Annotated in this window: 17 protein-coding genes; 4 read left to right on the top strand and 13 right to left on the bottom strand. The window is 41.5% G+C overall.

From position 1 onward, the window contains the following. Nucleotides 1-102 precede the first annotated feature (102 nt). The 8 genes from BV372_RS34600 to BV372_RS34565 form a co-directional block, all read right to left on the bottom strand. The gene (locus BV372_RS34600; protein ID WP_086692092.1) at nt 103-2,082 is read right to left on the bottom strand and encodes a primary-amine oxidase; all 1,980 of its coding nucleotides are present in this window, start codon (nt 2,080-2,082) and stop codon (nt 103-105) included. Nucleotides 2,083-2,258: 176 nt separating this feature from the next. Continuing rightward, nucleotides 2,259-3,635 carry an SDR family NAD(P)-dependent oxidoreductase gene (locus tag BV372_RS34595; RefSeq protein WP_086692089.1) on the bottom strand — a complete coding sequence of 459 codons (1,377 nt, stop codon included), beginning with the start codon at nt 3,633-3,635 and terminating at the stop codon, nt 2,259-2,261. Between the two features lie 230 nt (nt 3,636-3,865). Further along, a complete protein-coding gene (locus BV372_RS34590) occupies nt 3,866-4,390 on the bottom strand; it encodes a tetratricopeptide repeat protein (protein WP_086692087.1) in 525 nt (174 codons plus the stop codon). A gap of 122 nt (nt 4,391-4,512) precedes the next feature. Then, complete coding sequence (locus tag BV372_RS34585) at nt 4,513-5,328, bottom strand: transporter substrate-binding domain-containing protein (RefSeq protein WP_086692084.1); 816 nt, start codon at nt 5,326-5,328, stop codon at nt 4,513-4,515. Between the two features lie 12 nt (nt 5,329-5,340). Further along, nucleotides 5,341-5,697, bottom strand: a complete 357-nt coding sequence (gene rplT, locus BV372_RS34580) for a 50S ribosomal protein L20 (RefSeq protein WP_086692081.1) — start codon at nt 5,695-5,697, stop codon at nt 5,341-5,343. A gap of 21 nt (nt 5,698-5,718) precedes the next feature. Then, on the bottom strand, nt 5,719-5,916 hold the full coding sequence (rpmI, locus tag BV372_RS34575) for a 50S ribosomal protein L35 (RefSeq protein ID WP_086692078.1): 198 nt from the start codon (nt 5,914-5,916) through the stop codon (nt 5,719-5,721). Between the two features lie 202 nt (nt 5,917-6,118). After that, a complete protein-coding gene (locus BV372_RS34570) occupies nt 6,119-7,126 on the bottom strand; it encodes a hypothetical protein (RefSeq protein ID WP_086692075.1) in 1,008 nt (335 codons plus the stop codon). A gap of 291 nt (nt 7,127-7,417) precedes the next feature. Further along, on the bottom strand, nt 7,418-8,413 hold the full coding sequence (locus BV372_RS34565) for a Rieske 2Fe-2S domain-containing protein (RefSeq protein WP_256973638.1): 996 nt from the start codon (nt 8,411-8,413) through the stop codon (nt 7,418-7,420). Nucleotides 8,414-8,462: 49 nt separating this feature from the next. Between BV372_RS34565 and BV372_RS34560 the strand changes: the two genes are divergently transcribed. Further along, complete coding sequence (locus BV372_RS34560; RefSeq protein ID WP_086692072.1) at nt 8,463-9,248, top strand: TetR/AcrR family transcriptional regulator; 786 nt, start codon at nt 8,463-8,465, stop codon at nt 9,246-9,248. A gap of 275 nt (nt 9,249-9,523) precedes the next feature. Here BV372_RS34560 and BV372_RS34555 read toward each other — a convergent pair whose 3' ends face one another. From BV372_RS34555 to BV372_RS34540, 4 genes are all read right to left on the bottom strand, one after another. Beyond that, nucleotides 9,524-9,838 (bottom strand): hypothetical protein, encoded by a 315-nt coding sequence (locus BV372_RS34555; protein WP_086692069.1) that lies wholly within the window; start codon nt 9,836-9,838, stop codon nt 9,524-9,526. A gap of 216 nt (nt 9,839-10,054) precedes the next feature. After that, the gene (locus BV372_RS34550; protein WP_086692065.1) at nt 10,055-10,363 is read right to left on the bottom strand and encodes a hypothetical protein; all 309 of its coding nucleotides are present in this window, start codon (nt 10,361-10,363) and stop codon (nt 10,055-10,057) included. A 148-nt stretch (nt 10,364-10,511) separates the two neighbouring features. Continuing rightward, the gene (locus tag BV372_RS34545; RefSeq protein ID WP_086692062.1) at nt 10,512-10,736 is read right to left on the bottom strand and encodes a ribbon-helix-helix protein, CopG family; all 225 of its coding nucleotides are present in this window, start codon (nt 10,734-10,736) and stop codon (nt 10,512-10,514) included. 168 nt (nt 10,737-10,904) lie between these two features. Next, on the bottom strand, nt 10,905-13,319 hold the full coding sequence (locus BV372_RS34540) for an ATP-dependent helicase (protein ID WP_179198335.1): 2,415 nt from the start codon (nt 13,317-13,319) through the stop codon (nt 10,905-10,907). A 152-nt stretch (nt 13,320-13,471) separates the two neighbouring features. Here BV372_RS34540 and BV372_RS34535 point away from each other — a divergent pair, with 152 nt between their 5' ends. After that, a complete protein-coding gene (locus BV372_RS34535) occupies nt 13,472-14,095 on the top strand; it encodes a type I restriction endonuclease subunit R (protein WP_086692059.1) in 624 nt (207 codons plus the stop codon). A 245-nt stretch (nt 14,096-14,340) separates the two neighbouring features. Here the strand turns inward: BV372_RS34535 and BV372_RS34530 are convergent, their stop codons facing one another. Next, on the bottom strand, nt 14,341-15,426 hold the full coding sequence (locus tag BV372_RS34530; protein WP_086692056.1) for a RuBisCO accumulation factor 1: 1,086 nt from the start codon (nt 15,424-15,426) through the stop codon (nt 14,341-14,343). Between the two features lie 421 nt (nt 15,427-15,847). Between BV372_RS34530 and BV372_RS34525 the strand changes: the two genes are divergently transcribed. Then, the gene (locus BV372_RS34525) at nt 15,848-16,792 is read left to right on the top strand and encodes a response regulator (protein WP_086692053.1); all 945 of its coding nucleotides are present in this window, start codon (nt 15,848-15,850) and stop codon (nt 16,790-16,792) included. A gap of 184 nt (nt 16,793-16,976) precedes the next feature. Then, complete coding sequence (ubiE, locus tag BV372_RS34520) at nt 16,977-17,669, top strand: bifunctional demethylmenaquinone methyltransferase/2-methoxy-6-polyprenyl-1,4-benzoquinol methylase UbiE (protein WP_086692050.1); 693 nt, start codon at nt 16,977-16,979, stop codon at nt 17,667-17,669. Nucleotides 17,670-17,781: the final 112 nt, after the last annotated feature.

Below are 17,781 nucleotides of genomic sequence, written 5' to 3'. Positions count from 1 at the left end.
CAGAACCAAAGCTTGTTGACTTTTGTAGGGTATTACCCCCTATTCGCCAGCTGTATCCTTCAAGAAGTCGGGGATCTAAATCCGCTTTAAGTTAAGTGACATTCATTCAGATAAATTAATAGCAGGATTACGGCTAAAGAATCCTCTAGGAGCAAGTTTAAAGCCTACTCGATGCGTTGGCATCACAGGCCAATCTTCGGGGCGGGGAATATGGGTAACGCCCATTGTGTACCAAAGTACGATATCTTCACCTGTTAAAGGGTCATCGTTGGCAATATATTTAGGTAATCCTTGCCCTGGTTGAGTTTGGTTAGGATAATCTCCACCAGCATAGAGTTCATCTGGCTGATATTTTGTCACCCAAACATGATGGGTTGCAAAGCCAGCTTTCTCAAGAATTTTCGCACCTTCCACAGGATAAAATATGGTATTACCTCCTGGCATTAGCATATATCCGGGAGGAGTTCCTAGAGTGTTTTGGCGATTGGCGTTAACAATCATCCATTCGCGGCTGTGTTTCATATCTAAATCGCGTACAGCAGCGGTTTCTGTTGTCAGTGGAGTATCTGTAACTGCGATCGCATTCCCTAAAGAATTTTTCTCATCCATCGGTAAGGCTTTGACATTCATTTCCATCACAGAATTAGCCTGACCGTCTACATCCATATCTAGGCGGTAGTTGAAAAAGTGTTGATGATTTACCCCGAAGATATTTTTAGCTATTAGCCGACCATAGAAATTATCCTCAGACTGTTTTTCCGCAGATGTTCCCTGTACTAGAACAATTCCCGTTAAATCGTTCTGAATTTCTAAACTGCCATCTTGATGAAAAATCCAATTGAGGCTGTAATCATAATTATCAATTGCCGCCGTCATGGTCATCACTAGTTCTCGACTGCGGCGGACATAATTTTTCTGGGTGTTGTATTCGTAGTGCTTCCACAGCATCCCATTATCTCGTTCGTAGATGCCAATCACCCCTGGCATTTCGTAGGGTTCTCCTTGTTCATTAGCCATCACAGCATTCAACAACAAGCCGTTTTCGGGAATTTCCTTACCTAACTCCATTGAGGTGGCGAGGGAACCAAAGTTATATTCGCCCACATCAAAGGCATTTCTAAAAGCCCAGGTAGGGTCAGGATCGCCATAAGGTACTAGCATTTCCGATAGGCTGGCGCGGTATAGCACTGGTCGAATATTTTCCCCGTCGTCATAAGTTACTTGGTAAAGAACTAACCCACTGCGGGGATGCATAAGATAGCGAAAATTCCAACCTTGCCAGCTAATTACATTACCTCGAATTCGGAAACTTGCACCTTGAGGTTGGAGAATCTTTAATAATTTGGGCGGAGATAGTAAGTTACCCAAAGATTGCACATCATAGTTCCAGTTCTGTTTGGAGAAAGGTACTACCCCGTTGTCTACAAAACTGTCGAGTTTAGCTGTGTTTAAATTGACTGTAGCTACCACACCTTCAATCGGACTGCCAAAATAGTTCCAATTATTGCCTTTGTAGTAAGATAATGCTCGACAAAGACGTTGACCTGCGGCAACTTCCTGATTACTTAAAATCCCTGGTGCCCAGCAATTAATTTTAACTCGATCAAAATCTGTAATTCCCCGTTTTTGCATTGCTGCTTGCCATTGGGAATTTGATCTAACTACCTGCGCTGCTAGATCGTATTCTGGATTAATAATTGCAGGTTGAGCATTGGGTATCTGTTTCCAAGAACTTAAGGTTTGGGTTTTGAGGTCAACAATACCTTCATAGGTTTTATTTTGCAAGCGCTCATACACTACCAAGAAAGCTTGGCGCTGAAAAGTTTTCCTTGGGGTAAAATTGAGAACTTCTTTTTTATCTGGTTCTTGCAGAGTTATTAAGGGAAATACAGCTTTTTCACTGAGATTTTTCTCTTTGTTAACCACTGCAACAGCTGTTTTAATTTCTGTTGATGTTAACGCAGTCAGAGGATGGGAAATCGCAGGCTGTTGTGCAGATAACATTTCCCGAAAACCTAGAGCACAAACAATGAAAATAATAATGGCAATAGCTAAACTAAAGAACCGTAGCCTCTTAATCATTCTTTAGATATTTACAGGAATGTATAGTTATCTATATTCCCAGCTTGTATTGATAAACCGAATAGATTTATTTGAATTTTCAATATACAAGGGTGTGTTGTCGCCAAGCGCCGCACCGTTAACAATTCAAGGTGCGTTAGCCTACGGCATAACACACCCTACCTGTTAATTACGAATTACCAAGGATATGGAGCATAATCTTTGAGAAAATGACCAAATACAGGCTCGGCAGCATTTTCTATCCCTTGAACAATCGGGTCATAAATTCGCGCCATCCCATCAATTACATCTAATGGTGTATGAAAGCCTTTGGTTTCCTGCAAATAGGTTTTCTTAGACAAGGGATTTTCGTCAGTAATCCAGCCTGTATCTACACTATTCATAAAAATGCGATCGCGGGCATAATCTGCTGCTGATGTGCGGGTCATCATATTCAAAGCAGCTTTTGCCATATTGGTATGGGGATGGTATACCGTTTTATTTTGGCGATTGAATTGCCCTTCCATTGCCGATACATTAATAATGAACCGTCGCCCAAAAGGCGATCGCATCATCAAGGGCTTGAGTTGACTGTTTAAAATAAAGGGTGCGATCGCATTGACTAATTGGACTTCTAACATTTCTACTGTGCTGACTTCATTCAGCTTCAGCAGCCAACTATTAGTTGGTCGCAAATCTACTTGTTGTCCATCTGCATCAAAAGTATTGGCTGGGAAATAGTCGCTGCTGGTAGATAAATAGTCTTTGTAGTGCGGTTGGGTTTCCAATAATGCGGAACCGACAGCACCATATTTAATTAAACCCTGTGCTTGCTCTGTCAGAATTTCCTGTGGATTTTCTTCCTGCGACAATAAGTGTTGATAGAAAGCTAGCGGACGCTTGATTGTTTGTGCGGCGTTATTAATAATGATATCGAGTGCAGGTTCCGTATCTAGAAGATGACGAACAAATGCTTCCACCCCAAGAATGTGACGCAAATCCAACCCATGTATTTGCAGCCGTGAACGCCATTGACTAAAGTCAGGTTCCGTACTAAAGCGTCGCACACAGTCATGGGGAAACCTGGTTGTCAAAATTACTCTCGCACCATCGCGGAGCATTCTTAATGCTGTCTGATAGCCAATTTTGATGCGTCCGCCTGTAATTAATGCTACACGTCCAGTTAAATCTGTGCGTTGGTTGCGCTTGTCATAGTTGAATGCAGCACAGCTTGGACATAGCATATGGTAAAAGAAGTGAAGATCAAAATAAGCTGCCTTGCAAACATAACAAGTTGCTGACTTTTTGAGTCTCGCTGACACAGACGCATCTGACAAAGCCGCGGCTGGTTTTTGCTGGAGTTGGTTTTGTACCATTACAGTCATCGCCTTTAGCTGTTGATCTTCAGCCATTTGGCTTTGCTGAATTGTACGGCGTACTTCTTTTTTGCTGTTTTTGTAGATTTTGGCAATCAAACTTTTGAAGCGTTCATCAGAATTGATGAGTGCTGAATCTTCGGATATCTGCTGCAAAACCTTAAGACAGATTTGCCATTCTTGTGGTGGAATATTCATTCTCACCCCCTCACTCCTGGGAAAGTTCAGTAGTGCTGAGTTGTAAGTCCTTGAGCTACTACTTATGTATTACATTGTAATATATCATCTACTCGGCAGTATGCGATCGCGAATTGTGAGGATTGGAAGCAAACTAACTATTAATTATGGAATTTCCTATTCCCAATTAAAAATGACAAATGGCGCCGGGTAAGATGCCCACCGCCATTATTGCCGTTATGAATGAGTAATTATGCAGAAACCAAGCGTCGCAAAGATTCAGCACGGCGTTTAGCAGTAGAATTATTTGGAGCGAATTTTAGGGCTTCTTCGTAAGTTTGTAGCGCCTGTGTGTTTAATTTTTTGCGCTCATAAGCATGAGCGAGATTATTTAGCGCTGTCACGTAGTCAGGTTTGTACTTGAGCGCTTCTTTGTACTGCCGAATTGCTAAATCATACTGTTCTTGGGCGAAGTAAACATAACCCAGTCCATTGTAAATAGGAGCAATATTTTCTTCTTTCTCTTCTTCGGCAGCTTTGAGAGCTTTTTGAAACAGGGTAATCGCTTGAGAATATATTTTCTTTTGAGAATAAATACTGCCTAACTCGTAATATTCTTGAGCCGTACCTTTGTCTTTACTCAACTTATTTTTTAACCGTGATAAGGAGCTTTCGATTTTACGAGTTTTGAAAATTTGGCGGAAAACACTCACAAGTGCAAATGCGAGTATACCCACAAAAATCGAGAGATAAACAACCGCTAGACTGTTATCCATTGTCTTGAAATAGGAAATTATAAAGAGTCTTCTTATCTATTATCAGCTTTTTGTCATCTGTCATTTGTTCATTGTCCATTGTTTATGTTCTAGTAACTAATGACTAATGACTAATGACTAAATTATGGCAAACCCCAATATTGAGCGCGTTGCTTCAGCCAACCTTCAGCTAAATAACGAGCGATCGCTTCATTCACTTGCCGTTTTAAATCATCGTACTGCAATCCCTTGGGCATAACTACAGACAAAGGCGCTGTGGATAGTTTGGTTGGTAGTAGCCGATATTGAGGATATTGCTGCACCCAACCACTGAGAACGCTAGCATCGGCGGCAAAGGCTGCTACAGTATTACTTTCTATTTGCGATCGCCCTTCTTCATAGGAATTGACTCCTACCAACTCGGCATTGGGTACATAGTACCTGACATCAGCAATGGTACTGGAATTGTTGAGTACAGCAATTTTGCGTTTTGCCAAATCATTAATCTGCTGGATTGCAGTATCTTTTACAACTACATAACTACCATCAAAGTAGTAAGGAACACTGAGACTAACCAAGCGAGAGCGTGACTCTGTTGCTGTTACTCTCGCAATGGCAAAATCAACTTTATTGTTTAAGACTACAGATAGGCGATCGCGATTTGCTACAGGTTGTAACTTTACAGCATTTGGTTTACCTAACAAGTCAACTGCCAAACGCTGCGCTAAGTCAATTTCTAAACCTTGCAAATTCCCGTTAGCATCTCTAAATCCCAAGGGAAGCAAGTTATCTTTGACGGCAATAGTCAAATAGCCTCGCCGCTGAATTTCTGGCATTTGGGCGGCAGATGCAATCCATCCTGTCCCCAGAAATGAAAAGCAAAAAATCAATAATATGGTAGCGGATAATACCAGATGTAACTGATTAATTGCTTGCCATCTGTTACATCCGTTATTCATCCGTTAGCACCTTTATCCTCTAGCTTGGCTTGCCAATTCAGCGATTTTGCTAAAGCTAGCTGGATCGACAACTGCCAATTGTGCCAACATTTTGCGATTAAGTTGGATATTGGCTTTTTTCAGGTTGCCGATTAGCTTGCTGTAACTCAAACCATGTTGTCGTGCAGCAGCATTGATACGAGCGATCCAGAGGCGACGGAAATCGCGCTTTTTATTTTTGCGATCGCGATAGGCACTCCGCAGTGCCTTCATTACCTGTTGGTTAGCGGTTCTAAACAAAGTTGAGTGGGAACCGCGAAAACCTTTAGCTAGTTTGAGAATTTTGTTGCGGCGTTTACGAGCTACGTTACCGCGTTTTACCCGTGTCATAACTTAATATTCCTGAAGGACTTACAAATAGGGGAGCATCAAACGCACATTGTCTTCATCGCGTTCGTGTACAAGTGTAGACTTGGACAGGTTGCGCTTCTTGTTGGAAGATTTGTGCTCTAGAAGGTGGTTTTTAAAAGCTTTGCGACGCACAATTTTACCTGTACCGGTGGCACGGAATCGCTTTGCCGCTGCTTTACGAGTTTTGAGTTTAGGCATGGTTTGGCTCTGATCGACACAATCCATCATTATATACTAAGCGAATGAGATTGCACGAGCCGCAAAGACTTCAAAAGGAAACACAAAGGCAGATCAATAAGTTTTTGTCCATAGTGCGATCGCATTGAATCCAATCAAAACCATTAAGAGGGAACGGGAAACTCTTTTCTCTTTTACCCTTCCGTAGCAGCTTGGCTACAATCTAACTTTTGCTAGTTGCACTCACTTTGGGATCTAAAACGATCGCAGAGCCAGTTTTATTCACATGGTAAGTCCAAGGCTGTTCTTTCACCTGAACAATTACTTCCCAGCCTTCAACGGGTTTGTAAATCTCTGCACAGACTTCGCCAAAATTGAAATGACACTCGTTGCCAAAGGTTTTGGCTGTAGCTTGAGTGATTCTTAAATTATCAACTGCCACCCCAGAACGCTTGGCTGCATCGCTTAAAATTTTATTGGCGATCGCTCTTGGTAACGAGACATTTCCCGTCGCTTTAATTTTTGGATCTAAAACAATTTGCGAGCCAGATTTATTCACATGGTAAGTCCAAGAAGAGTCTTTAACTTGAACAATTACCTCCCAGCCTTCAATAGGATTGTACTCCCTGGTGCAGACTTCACCAAAGTTGAACTCGCAAGGATTGCCAAAGGTTTTAGATGTAGCTTGAGTGATTTTTAAATTGCCAACTCTCACACCAGAACGTTTGGCTGCATCGCTTAAGATTTTATTGGCGATCGCTTTCGGTAATGTGACATTTCCTGATTGATTAATTTTCGGATCTAAAACAATTTGCGAACCCGATCTATTAGTGTGATAAGTCCAAGAAGAGTCTTTAACTTGAACAATGACTTCCCAGCCTTGAATGGGTCTGTATTCCCGCGTACAAACTTCTCCAAACTGGAAAATGCAGGAATTACCAAAGGTTTGCGCTGTAAATTGGCTAATTTTCAAATCAGCGATCGCCACTCCAGAACGCTTGGCTGCATCATTTAGTACGGCTCTAGCAACCACTCTTGGCAGTTGATTTGGTCTATTTTGGATGTTTTGGGATAATTGTATCTTTGCTGCATTAGGAGCAGCAGTAGCACTATTGTTGGCAGTAAATCCAATTCCACATAGCAAGCTAGTTAACGCCAAGGCGAATATCACTTTTTGCGGAAATTGACGCGCATTACTAATTGTATGAGATAGTTTATCAATGCTTTTCATGCTCTTTTACCTTGAGAATTGAATAGTTAATCTAGCTACTAATACCAATTCTCCGGAATTTACACTTAAGAATGACTGCTGTTTCGTCCTTGGCGTCATACGCTATAACAAGCGGTGGCGCAGATTAGTTTACTAAATATTAAGTGCAACTTCATGGTGAATTGCTATTAGAAGACCCTACCACAAGAAGATATTTTATTTGACGTTGCACTTTCAATTCAGTTTCCGAGGAATTGATTTTACATAAATTCCACTTGAGACTTATAACAGCGACAAATTTTACAGCGCTGTCTACTTTGATAAATTAGGTTCCACAACATTTGGGAAGTTCTCAAAATTACGCCGTACCCAGTCCATACCCACTTCATTGTTGAGTTTAATTTTCTGAGGAGTATCTGGATAAATCTTCGAGAGAATATCCGCATCTTGATCCACTACAACCTTGCCAAATTTGAGATAAGTGCTGCCAAATAGCTTAAAGGTAGGATGCTTGGCTTGGGCGAATAACAAAATGTAAGTTCGTGTACGATTTAAGGCTTCTGGTACAAATATATGACACTGGGCTGCTTTACCTAATGGCATTTCTCCATGAAAAATCACGAGGGCTGGAAAGTGATTTTCCAGGTGCGCTTTAATAGTGCTAGGAAGTAGCAATAAATCCGGTTTCCTCAGCTTTTCTACCAAGCTGTAAGGCGCTGTGGGCATATCATAAAACGCATGGGAATGATGCCCGTTATCAATAAATTGATGAAATTCGACATCGGTAATCCTAAATAAGTCGCGGTGAGTGCCGTTTTGATGATTGTAGTCATGCATATTCAACAGCATGGTCAGCAAATCGGTCTCTACACTTCTATCTGCTGTATGCCCGACAAAGTAGTAATTTTTGGCAATCTCATTCAGCACGGTGGGAATTGGTACTTTCGGCTCGTATTCCCCATAAGACCAAATAAAATCGCCTTGAATAATTAACTCTAACGGTTTCATCTGAGGCAACGTTTTCTTGCTAGAACCTGGCAGAACGGTGCAGCCTTCGGAATCAAACTTGAGGGCATGAAATGGACAGACCACGCTACTTGTGCCATCGCTTTGTGCTTCGCACCACCCTGCCGACAGCATTGCCCCCATATGCGGGCAGGCATTTGGTAAAGCAGATATGGCTCCAGCAGCATCTTTCCACATCACATAGTCAACCCCAGACAAGGAAATTTTGCAGGGTTGGTTCACTGCCAGCATCGATTTGTGTGCCAACAACCAAGGCGCACCGGGAAGCATAGACTGCATCATGTTCGGCCCTAGATATAAAATTGTGAAAAATCCGTCGTGTTTCTAAAATATGACAGAATATTCACATTCGTCAAGAAGTTTGCGCCGTCAACCTAAACAGCAGCGGGGTAAAGAAAGGGTCAAAAAAATCTTGGATGCGGCGGCAGCAGTGTTTGACGAAGTGGGCTATGAAGCTGCGACTACCCATCTAATTGCGGCAAAAGCAGGGACAGCAATTGGCTCTGTATACCAGTTTTTTCCTGATAAAGCCGCTATTTTTCATGCAATGGAGTTGCGCCATACCGAACAGGTCAAGCTCATGTGGGCGCAGGTAGATCAGCTACAAATTGCCCAGTTACCACTCCGCCAAATGATTCATACTCTGGCAAGCGCTGTCGCACAAATCTTTGAACAGCCAGTGTCACGGGTGGTGTTTGTGCAGTTTTTTATATCTCGTGAGATTTTTCAGTCAATCGATGACAGCATGACCCAAGAAGCGATTAACTTTATGGCGAGTATCTTGAAACAGCGAAACCCGGCATTAAGTGAGGAGCAGTGTAGTTTATTAGCAGAAGTTTGTGTTCATAGCAGCAATGCTGTCATGTTATCGGCACTTCGCACCGCAGATCAGCAACACAGGCAATTGCTAATTCAGCAGATTGAGGAGTTGCTAGTGTCATATTTAGAGCCGCATATGGGAGATAGCCTGTTGAGTAATGTAATGAAAGTAATGAAAGTAATGAAATGTCCTCATTGCCAATCGCCACAATTATCTAAAAACGGGTATCGCAGGGGAAAGCAGTGCTATCGCTGTAAGGACTGTGGGAAACAATTTGTAAATAGCTCTAGGCAGTGATTTAATCAATGATTGTGGCACATGGATTGTCGTCAAGGGCGGGGGTATATGAATGTCTCACGCAAAGGAAAATTCATCAAATCAGTGCATCAAAAGGAGGTTAGGTTTTGCATTGCTTAACCCAATGTTGATAAGGGTGTTAGATCTTATTCTTCAATCTAAACTACACTTTTTTTGTACTAACTGATAAAGCCTATATGTAAATAGGAAAAAACTAGCTTTTTTAGCTATAAATTTCCACAAATTATATAGAGCTACTATCGTAATTATTACGTTTAGTCCCTTTGTGTTTTTCCGGTTATATAGCCAACAGCACCTCCTACTATAAAAGTTATAGTAGATTGCGCCCATTTTTTATCATCTGCTGAGGCTTTTTCCGATTGTAAAACTGTAGAACATATATAAATTATAAACGCTATTCCCGCTAATGCTATTAAACTAATAATAATCTCTTTAAAATGATCAATATTAGTTTTGCCAGGTTTAAGAGTTAGATCCATTTTTTGTTGAGTTACAAGCTGATTTAAATCTAATTGTGAAGGAGTATTGTTGTGGGATGAGCTAGGTTGATTAGGTTGATTGCTAGTCATTTGTTTAAATATAAATTAAATGATAAATCAACTCATTCAAAAAATATAGTGCTTCCTATGCAGGTTTTGTATAGCTAGACTTCGTCTATAAATCATTTCAAATTTGAGATGTACTTTTTCTGAGTAAAAACTGTTATATGCAGATATAAAAAAGACTAAAATAAATGTTTAATTAATGATTATATTAATTTTTAATACTATAGAAAACAAAACTAACTAAATAGCTATTTCTTTAACTAAATTATTTCTTTCATCAACTAATACAATTTCTTTACCTAAAGAAATATCTCCAAAAGCATGAGAATACATTTCAATAGCAAGTTTAAGAAAAGTTGGAACATCAACTCCAAGTTGTAAAGCCAGCTTTTCAATTTTACAGTGTAAAAGTTGGATGTCTAATGTATCTTGCAAATTCTCACCTTCTAACTCTAATTTTTCAAACTCACTTTGAGATACATCATAAACTATATATTGAAGTTGTTTGCAAATTTCATCGAGGTCATATTTATTGTATTCATGAGTCATGATTAACCTCTTTGATAATAGAGTGAAAAAGTCCCTGATAATACAAATTATCAGGGTTTTAATGATATTGACACTATCAATACTTGATCATTTTTCCCTTTTTAGTATGCACATCTTCATGAACCTCAGTATAACTTGTAGAAAAAGACTAAATTCCGACAATTTCGGTATTTACAGATTGAGTTTTATCTACCAGACCAAGCTTTTCACCTCTATCTTTAGCGTCAATAGCAATTTCCATTAAGGCAATAGCTTTGCGCAGAACATCGCTTTTGGTAGAACCGGATTTTTGTGCTAATTCAGTAATAATGTCATTTAATTCAGGCGAAACGTCTAAGCTCAATCTTATTTTTGAGGTGTCTTTTACAGCCATGCTTTACTCCTGTTGTGTTTGTTACGTAATTAATCCTTATTTTTTAAGGACTATTTACTTACTTTTTAAGTATATGTATTCTATTCTAATAAGTCAATTACTTAACAAAAATTAATATCTAGATTATTGCTATATAGCCCATATTCTAAATTTGCCAAAAACCAGTATTTAAACTGAGGAATTTGAGAAAGAAACCACACTTTCAGGAAATTGGCGCTTTAATGCTGGGAATACTGGGCAGGGTGCTTGTTCTTGCAAATTCTCTGGTTTACTCCATGTAAAGGGTGCTTTTTGCGCCGCAGACATCCACAACAACCGCTTGGCTCGTGTCATCGCAACGTAGAGTAGACGGTATTCTTCGGCAGTTTTTAGGTGTTTTGCTATCTCCCAAGCTTGAGATACTTCTGGTATCCGTGATTCGTTGTGCAAAGCAGCACGCACTTGGGCGCGAGCCACTTCTGATAAGGTAAAGTCGCCTAAAAATTGGCTTTGAGGTGGAACCCAAAACCGACCGGGAATTAAGTTTTCGTGGAGAAAGGGCAGAAAAACATAGTCCCAATCCAGCCCTTTGGCTTTGTGCATGGTGATAATCGTCAGTTGACCATTACGGGTGTAACGCGCTTCTAAATCTTCTGTTTCTACAGCTTCAAAGCGTTCGGAACTGACAATTTCACTCAAAGCTGACAGCATCGCTCCCATTGAACTATTACCAGCTATTTGCTGGTTTACCCGTTCTGCAAGTTTGTCAGCAGTTGCTAGTTCTGCTTGGTCGTAATTTAAAGCCAAAGCCAAAAAGGAAATTAGCTGATATATCGGCAGTTCTAAGCGAGCGCGGAGTAAACTCCGACATAAGTGTGAGGCTTTTTGGACTGTTTCCGATTGCGGTGCTGCCAAGGGGCCAGGATACAAAAATTCTTCTGGTAAACTGGCAAGAGCATTTAGGTCTTGGGTGGGAATTAACTGGCGTTCCACCAATACTTCAAGCGCAGCTTTTAGGTAATCAGGTGAATGGGGGCGATCGCAAAATTGTAGTAGAGCTAAAATTTCTTGGGGAATATGAGAACGGCGATCGCGTTCTCCGACATCGTAAAGTGTAATTTTATGGTCTTTACATATAGGTTCTAATGCCTCAGCTAACCATCGTCCTTGGCGATTTTCCCGCACTAACACTGCTGCACTAACTTTCGTTGGGTCTTGAGCAAATAGCTCAATCACTCTGTTAGATAGTAATTCGACGGTGTGATGAATATCTCGGGGAGTGTACAGTTCTAGCCCACTTCCTACTGATGCTGGGTTCGCATCTTGTTGAGGGTCGCCAGTGTCCACAGGACGAATTCTCTGGGGACGGAAGGGAAGTGAAGAAATAGAGCCATGAGATGACTGTTGCATCTTGACTCCGTAAAAACTATTGATCCACTCCAGCGCAAAATTAGCCGCTTCAATGATAATTCTCGTACTCCGCCCAGCTTGATCCATTGTTGCCAATCTTCGCAGGCGATCGCACTCTGCGCAAAATTGGCGAAAATAAATTGGATCGGCTGGAGTAAAGGTGGAGTTAATCGCTTGGTTGGGGTCGCCTACGCGCACCAAGTTGATTGGAGATGAGGAAGACGGGGGGAAAGAACTCTCCGTGTCTCCCCGTCCCCGTGTCCCCATATCTTCCCCCAAATCGCTTGCCAAAATTTCTAACAATCTCGTCTGTAATGGGCTAGAATCTTGGGCTTCATCTTCAAAGACGGCGAAAACTTGGTTTTGCTCAATGCGGCGAGCGCTGTCGTTATCTAGAACCCGCAACGCTGCTAAAATCATGTCGTCGTAGTCGATGAAGTCGCGCGATCGCATTAATTTTTGATATTGCTCATACAAGCCTGCGGCTACGTTTAAAATTGTGTATGGGTCTGTGGTTTGTTTACTCCACTGCCGTAAATCTTCAGGCGAAAGTCCAGAACTTTTGGCTTCATGAATGACTGTAGTTGCCAAGTCTGGCAATACTTCTGTCCGCAGCACCGATTGACGACGCAATCTTTCTGTTTCTTCTCCGTCAAATTGGCTACCTTCTAGTAAGCGTAAATAACTACTTTGATTGTTGGCAATCCATTGTTCTACGGCTGTACGGATGAAGCGATGGCTTTGAGTTGGTGTAATTAATGTGACGTTTTCTAACTGTAACCCAGATAAGTCAGGATGGCGGCTGGCAATGTTCAATGCTAGACCATGCAAGGTATAGACAGCAAAGCCAATCTGAGGCAGAGATAATTGCTTTAAGTATTCACGAATTTTTAATTTAATATTAGCAGCGGCGGAACGTGTAAAAGTAACAACTACCAACTGGCGGCGCGAAGCGAGGCGCGACTGGGCAACACGTTCATACTGACGAGCGATCGCGATCGCTGCTGCGGCTGCCATACCCGTAGATTTACCCGCACCAGGTACAGCTGAAACAGCCAAGGGGCCAGAGTACCAGTCAGCCATTTGTTGTTGTCCGGGACGCAGGCTATTGCGAATGCGTGCGATCGCCTCTTCCCGCAGGGTAGAAACAGGTGATTTATCAGATAATTCCGAATAGAGAGATTCTTGGGTCACTTACTTGCCTAATACTCTTGCTAGTTTTTTCCCAAATTATCAAACCTTTTAGTACTATCTTCTTCCATATATAGGACACGATTTCACATATCGCGTCCATTTTCTAGTTCAGCTATTATAATACAGATGTATTTATTATTCACCAATTAATTATGGTACAAACAATCCAAGCGCGGGATATCAGCCTTTACGAACTAGAAGAAAAATTTGGTTTGCAATTGGTTACAAATGCTGATTTTTTTCCAGAATGGACAAATGATTTACCATCGGTGAATGATGCAGAAATTTTCTCGCTCGAACGAGTTAAAAGTAACTATTTAAATTTAACTCAACGGCGTCCCATGTCAGAAGAAGCAGTGAAGATGGTAGTGCTATCTCCACTGCTTGATTTAGCAGGTTTTTATCAGCCACCTTTTGAAATTGAAACTGAAAAATCTACTGAGATTTCTGCTGTAGATGAAAGCATAATAGTCAAAGGTAACATTGATGTTTTAGTAATTCAAAAACGCCTAGTAGTACTAGTTATTGAATCTAAAAGCACTAAATTTGATGTCTTGACCGCATTACCCCAAGCACTTGCTTATATGCTTGATGCTCCCAATATTGAACGACCAACGTTTGGGTTACTTGTCAACGGTAGAGAGTTTGTTTTTGTTAAGCTAGTTCAGCAAGAAAAGCCTAAATATGCTCGTTCTTATGCATTATCAATTGAACGAGATGCAGAATTCCAACAGGTACTAAGTGTATTAAAACGCATTGGTCAATTAATTTTATAAGCGCACACAAGATAAATTTGACCCGACTTGGATACATAATGCTATTGAAGAACCACTTAATGAAGTGACAACTATCACCCCTAATTGCAAGCAATGTAGCGGGAGCATTTCAGATTCACTAATGAGACTTGCTGTTTTGATTCTCCTCGTTTCTGCAAGCACGCGAAGGTAGAGGATCGGGATATCCAAAAAGTTTCAATCCTTATCCTCTCAATCTTCTGCACCTCTGTTACAATTCCCAAACTCTATTCGTCAATCTGCCAGGAATCCTTGGTTAATTCTTCATCCAGGATTTTCTTAGGACGCAAGATGATAATAATCTTTCCTAAGAGAGAAATTTCCGGTTCAGTTTCAAACCACTGAATATCTAAATCTCCAGAATTATCTACTAAAAAGTAGCTAGAGGCATCCCATTGGCGTTGGGCGCGATCTACGACGATTAGCACTTGTCCGGGCTGACTTTGGGTTTGATTGGGCAGGCGATCGCTAGTAGCTAAAATCACTACTGGATCTTCGGCACTCAACAGCACTTGCCAACCTGGTAATGGTACCCAAGCTTGTTCGCCAGTAAATTTGACCATCCGAAATGGTTGAATTTCTGTCACTAAAGGCACCGCTTTTAAATCGTTGGGTGCCAATGGCAACTCACCAACTACAGGTACAATTCTGGGTAACTCTTCCTCAGACTCCAGGCGGTAAAAGGGTAACAGTGGAGCCGGACGCTTAGGAACAACAGTAAAATCTGTGAGTAACTGTTCTATTTGTTTTCTAGCTGTTTGCGTATGAGCAAAACGCAAGCCTTTCGCAATCAGACGCGATCGCTCTTGTAAATCTGTGTTTTGGCGTGCCAGTTTCCATGTACTGTAGGCAACAGCATCACCCGGATGGGCAGAAAATCCTTCTGGCAAATGGCGGAAACGGGAGAACTCTTTAATAGCTTTGGCTATTTCCCGTGCTTCATCCATGTCAAGTTTGTGCTGGAAAGTCAGATCAGCGGCGGCGGCGCGTTCTTCGTGGGTGAGCAAGCGTAACTCATATAAAATATCACTGCCGCGTGTGGCGTAATGCGATCGCGTCGCTTCTGATGCGCCACCTTGTTCTAAAGAATTATAAACTTGGGAACCAACAACCACCTGATTTTGCTGAATCGGCTCAAATCCAGTTGCCTCAAAAATATCTTGGGGATTGTAACCAGCTTTTTGCAAATAGGCGATCGCTTGACCCCATTCCACCCAATTACCTTGCTTTTGTCTTAATTTTCGCAGTAACTCTTGGGCAGTATCTAAATCAGCGTTATTAGGATTTTGAAAGTTGGTTGGTAGATCAGTCATAAGCAAATAACTTGAAAATAGGGAACAGGTGAAGCAGTGCGGTCTTGGGGGTTTCCCCCATGAGCAACTGCTGAACCCGAAGGGGAACGGGGAACAGGGAACGGGGACAGGGAGGACAAGGGGGATAAATAACTAATGACAAATGACAAATGCCCAATGCCCCATACCCATTTTCATACTTGCTGGTGTACTAAAGTTTATTGGGTAATTAATATTTCATCAGCAAATTTTATTTTATAGGAAAAAAGCCTGAAACTCAGGCACTTATAAGCAGGTATAAATTTGCTATGGTAATTATTCAGGTTTAGTTCAACTGCTCTTCAGGTACATCCGCAAATTTTCGCAAGGCTGGTAGTTTATTATCGACTAGACTTGGTATGGAATATAACAAGATAGTAAATATTTAACGGACTTAACTTTTATGGATAATGCCAGTCTTGAAATTAATACAGATCGTCGCCAATTACGGACTTTAGAAAGACCGAAAAAACTCAAAATCCTTGTAGTTGATGATGAACCGGATAATCTCGATTTGCTGTATCGCACCTTTCGCCGAGATTTTAATGTACTCAAAGCTGATAGTGGCATGACCGCCCTGCAAATGTTGGCAGCCGAAGGGGAAGTAGCGGTGATCATCTCCGATCAGCGAATGCCAGAAATGAAAGGCACTGAGTTTCTCAGCAAGACTGTACCTCAGTTTCCAGATACAGTCAGGATAATCTTGACTGGCTTTACAGATATTGAAGACTTGGTGGAGGCAATTAATGCTGGGCAAGTCTATAAATATATCACCAAACCTTGGGACCCAGGGGAACTGAAAGCTGTAGTTCAAAGGGCAGCAGAAACCTATGACTTGCTGAAGCAACGCACCGAAGAATTGCGCTGTGCCAATGCTCAAATGGCACTACTGACTGTTTTGGTAGAGGTAACGCAAGCAGCTAATAGTTTACAAGAAACTCTGACACCAATTGCTACCGCGCTTAGCAACAGTTTTGGGGCTGATAGCTGTATTCTGCAACTAATTGAAGGCAATAGTCTGATTGCAACTCATGGATCTTACAGTTACGGCGGTACTGTAGAAAACTGGCTAGCACAAGACCCACTCGTAAGCGAGGCGATCGCTACTGGGCAACTGCAAGTATCGTTAAATGTATCTAAAGAGCAAAAATTAGCTGGTGTTGCTCATTACCAGCAGTCTGGTGTACAAGCTCACTTAGTTATCCCAATTGCTTACCGTCACAAAGTTATGGGAGTTTTATCTCTACAGTGGAAACAACCTCACACTTTGCGAGAAGATGAACTAAAGCTAATTCACTTATCAGCACAATTAGTAGCGATCGCTCTGACTAGCAGCTGTTGCGGTTAACTAGACATTTAGTTAAAAGTTAATAGTCTGGAGTCGAATGCTCAAATTTTGGCTGTTGAACGCTAGATGCTACTCTACCGAAAGCAGCACTTCCCAGGTCTACGGGCGTCTATAAGCTGGTAAGCCGACAGCAGTTGCTTTAATGTACTGCCCTCTTGACAGTTGACTCTTGACTTTTTGACTAATGACTCACGAAATTCGCGCTATTTTTGATCGTATTGCTCCTGTTTATGACCAGTTGAATGATTGGTTGAGTTTGGGACAACACCGCATTTGGAAGGCAATGGCAATCAAATGGAGCAACTCTAAGCCTGGAGATATTTGCTTAGATTTATGTTGCGGGAGTGGCGACATCGCCATAGGTTTAGCAAGGCGTGTAGGAGCAACAGGACACGTATACGGAGTGGACTTCTCTTCAAACTTGCTAGCGATGGCTAAAGAACGCTCTCAAAGACAGTGCCTGCAACCAACCATTACCTGGGTTGAGGCCGATGTCCTCGATTTACCTTTTGAGGACAACAAATTTGACGCTGCAACAATGGGCTATGGTTTAAGAAATGTTAAAGATATTCCCCGCAGTCTCAAAGAGTTGTACCGCGTTCTCAAGCCTGGTGCCAAAGCCGCAATTTTAGATTTTCATCGACCAGAGAATCCGCAGCTGCGATCGTTTCAACAATGGTATCTAGAAAATATTGTTGTACCAGCGGCGACCCAGTTGGGAGTAAAAGAAGAATACGCCTATATCAGCCCCAGCTTAGATCGTTTTCCCATTGGCAAAGAGCAAGTAGAATTAGCTTCTCAAGTTGGTTTTGCTGCCGCCACACACTACCCCATTGCGAACGGTATGATGGGAGTGCTGGTAGTTAGTAAATTTTAGATTTTAAATTTTGGATTGAAGTCTACTGCTAAAAAAACAGAGACTCTTGAATGCACAATTCAACTATTTAATCTAAAATTCTTTAGGGAAAAGTTTGCTAGGTTGGGAGACA

It is taken from the genome of Nostoc sp. T09 (assembly GCF_002154695.1).
Lineage (GTDB): Bacteria > Cyanobacteriota > Cyanobacteriia > Cyanobacteriales > Nostocaceae > Aulosira.
The sequence above is the reverse complement of the archived record's forward strand: the minus strand, read 5'-3'. Positions and strand labels throughout refer to the sequence as shown.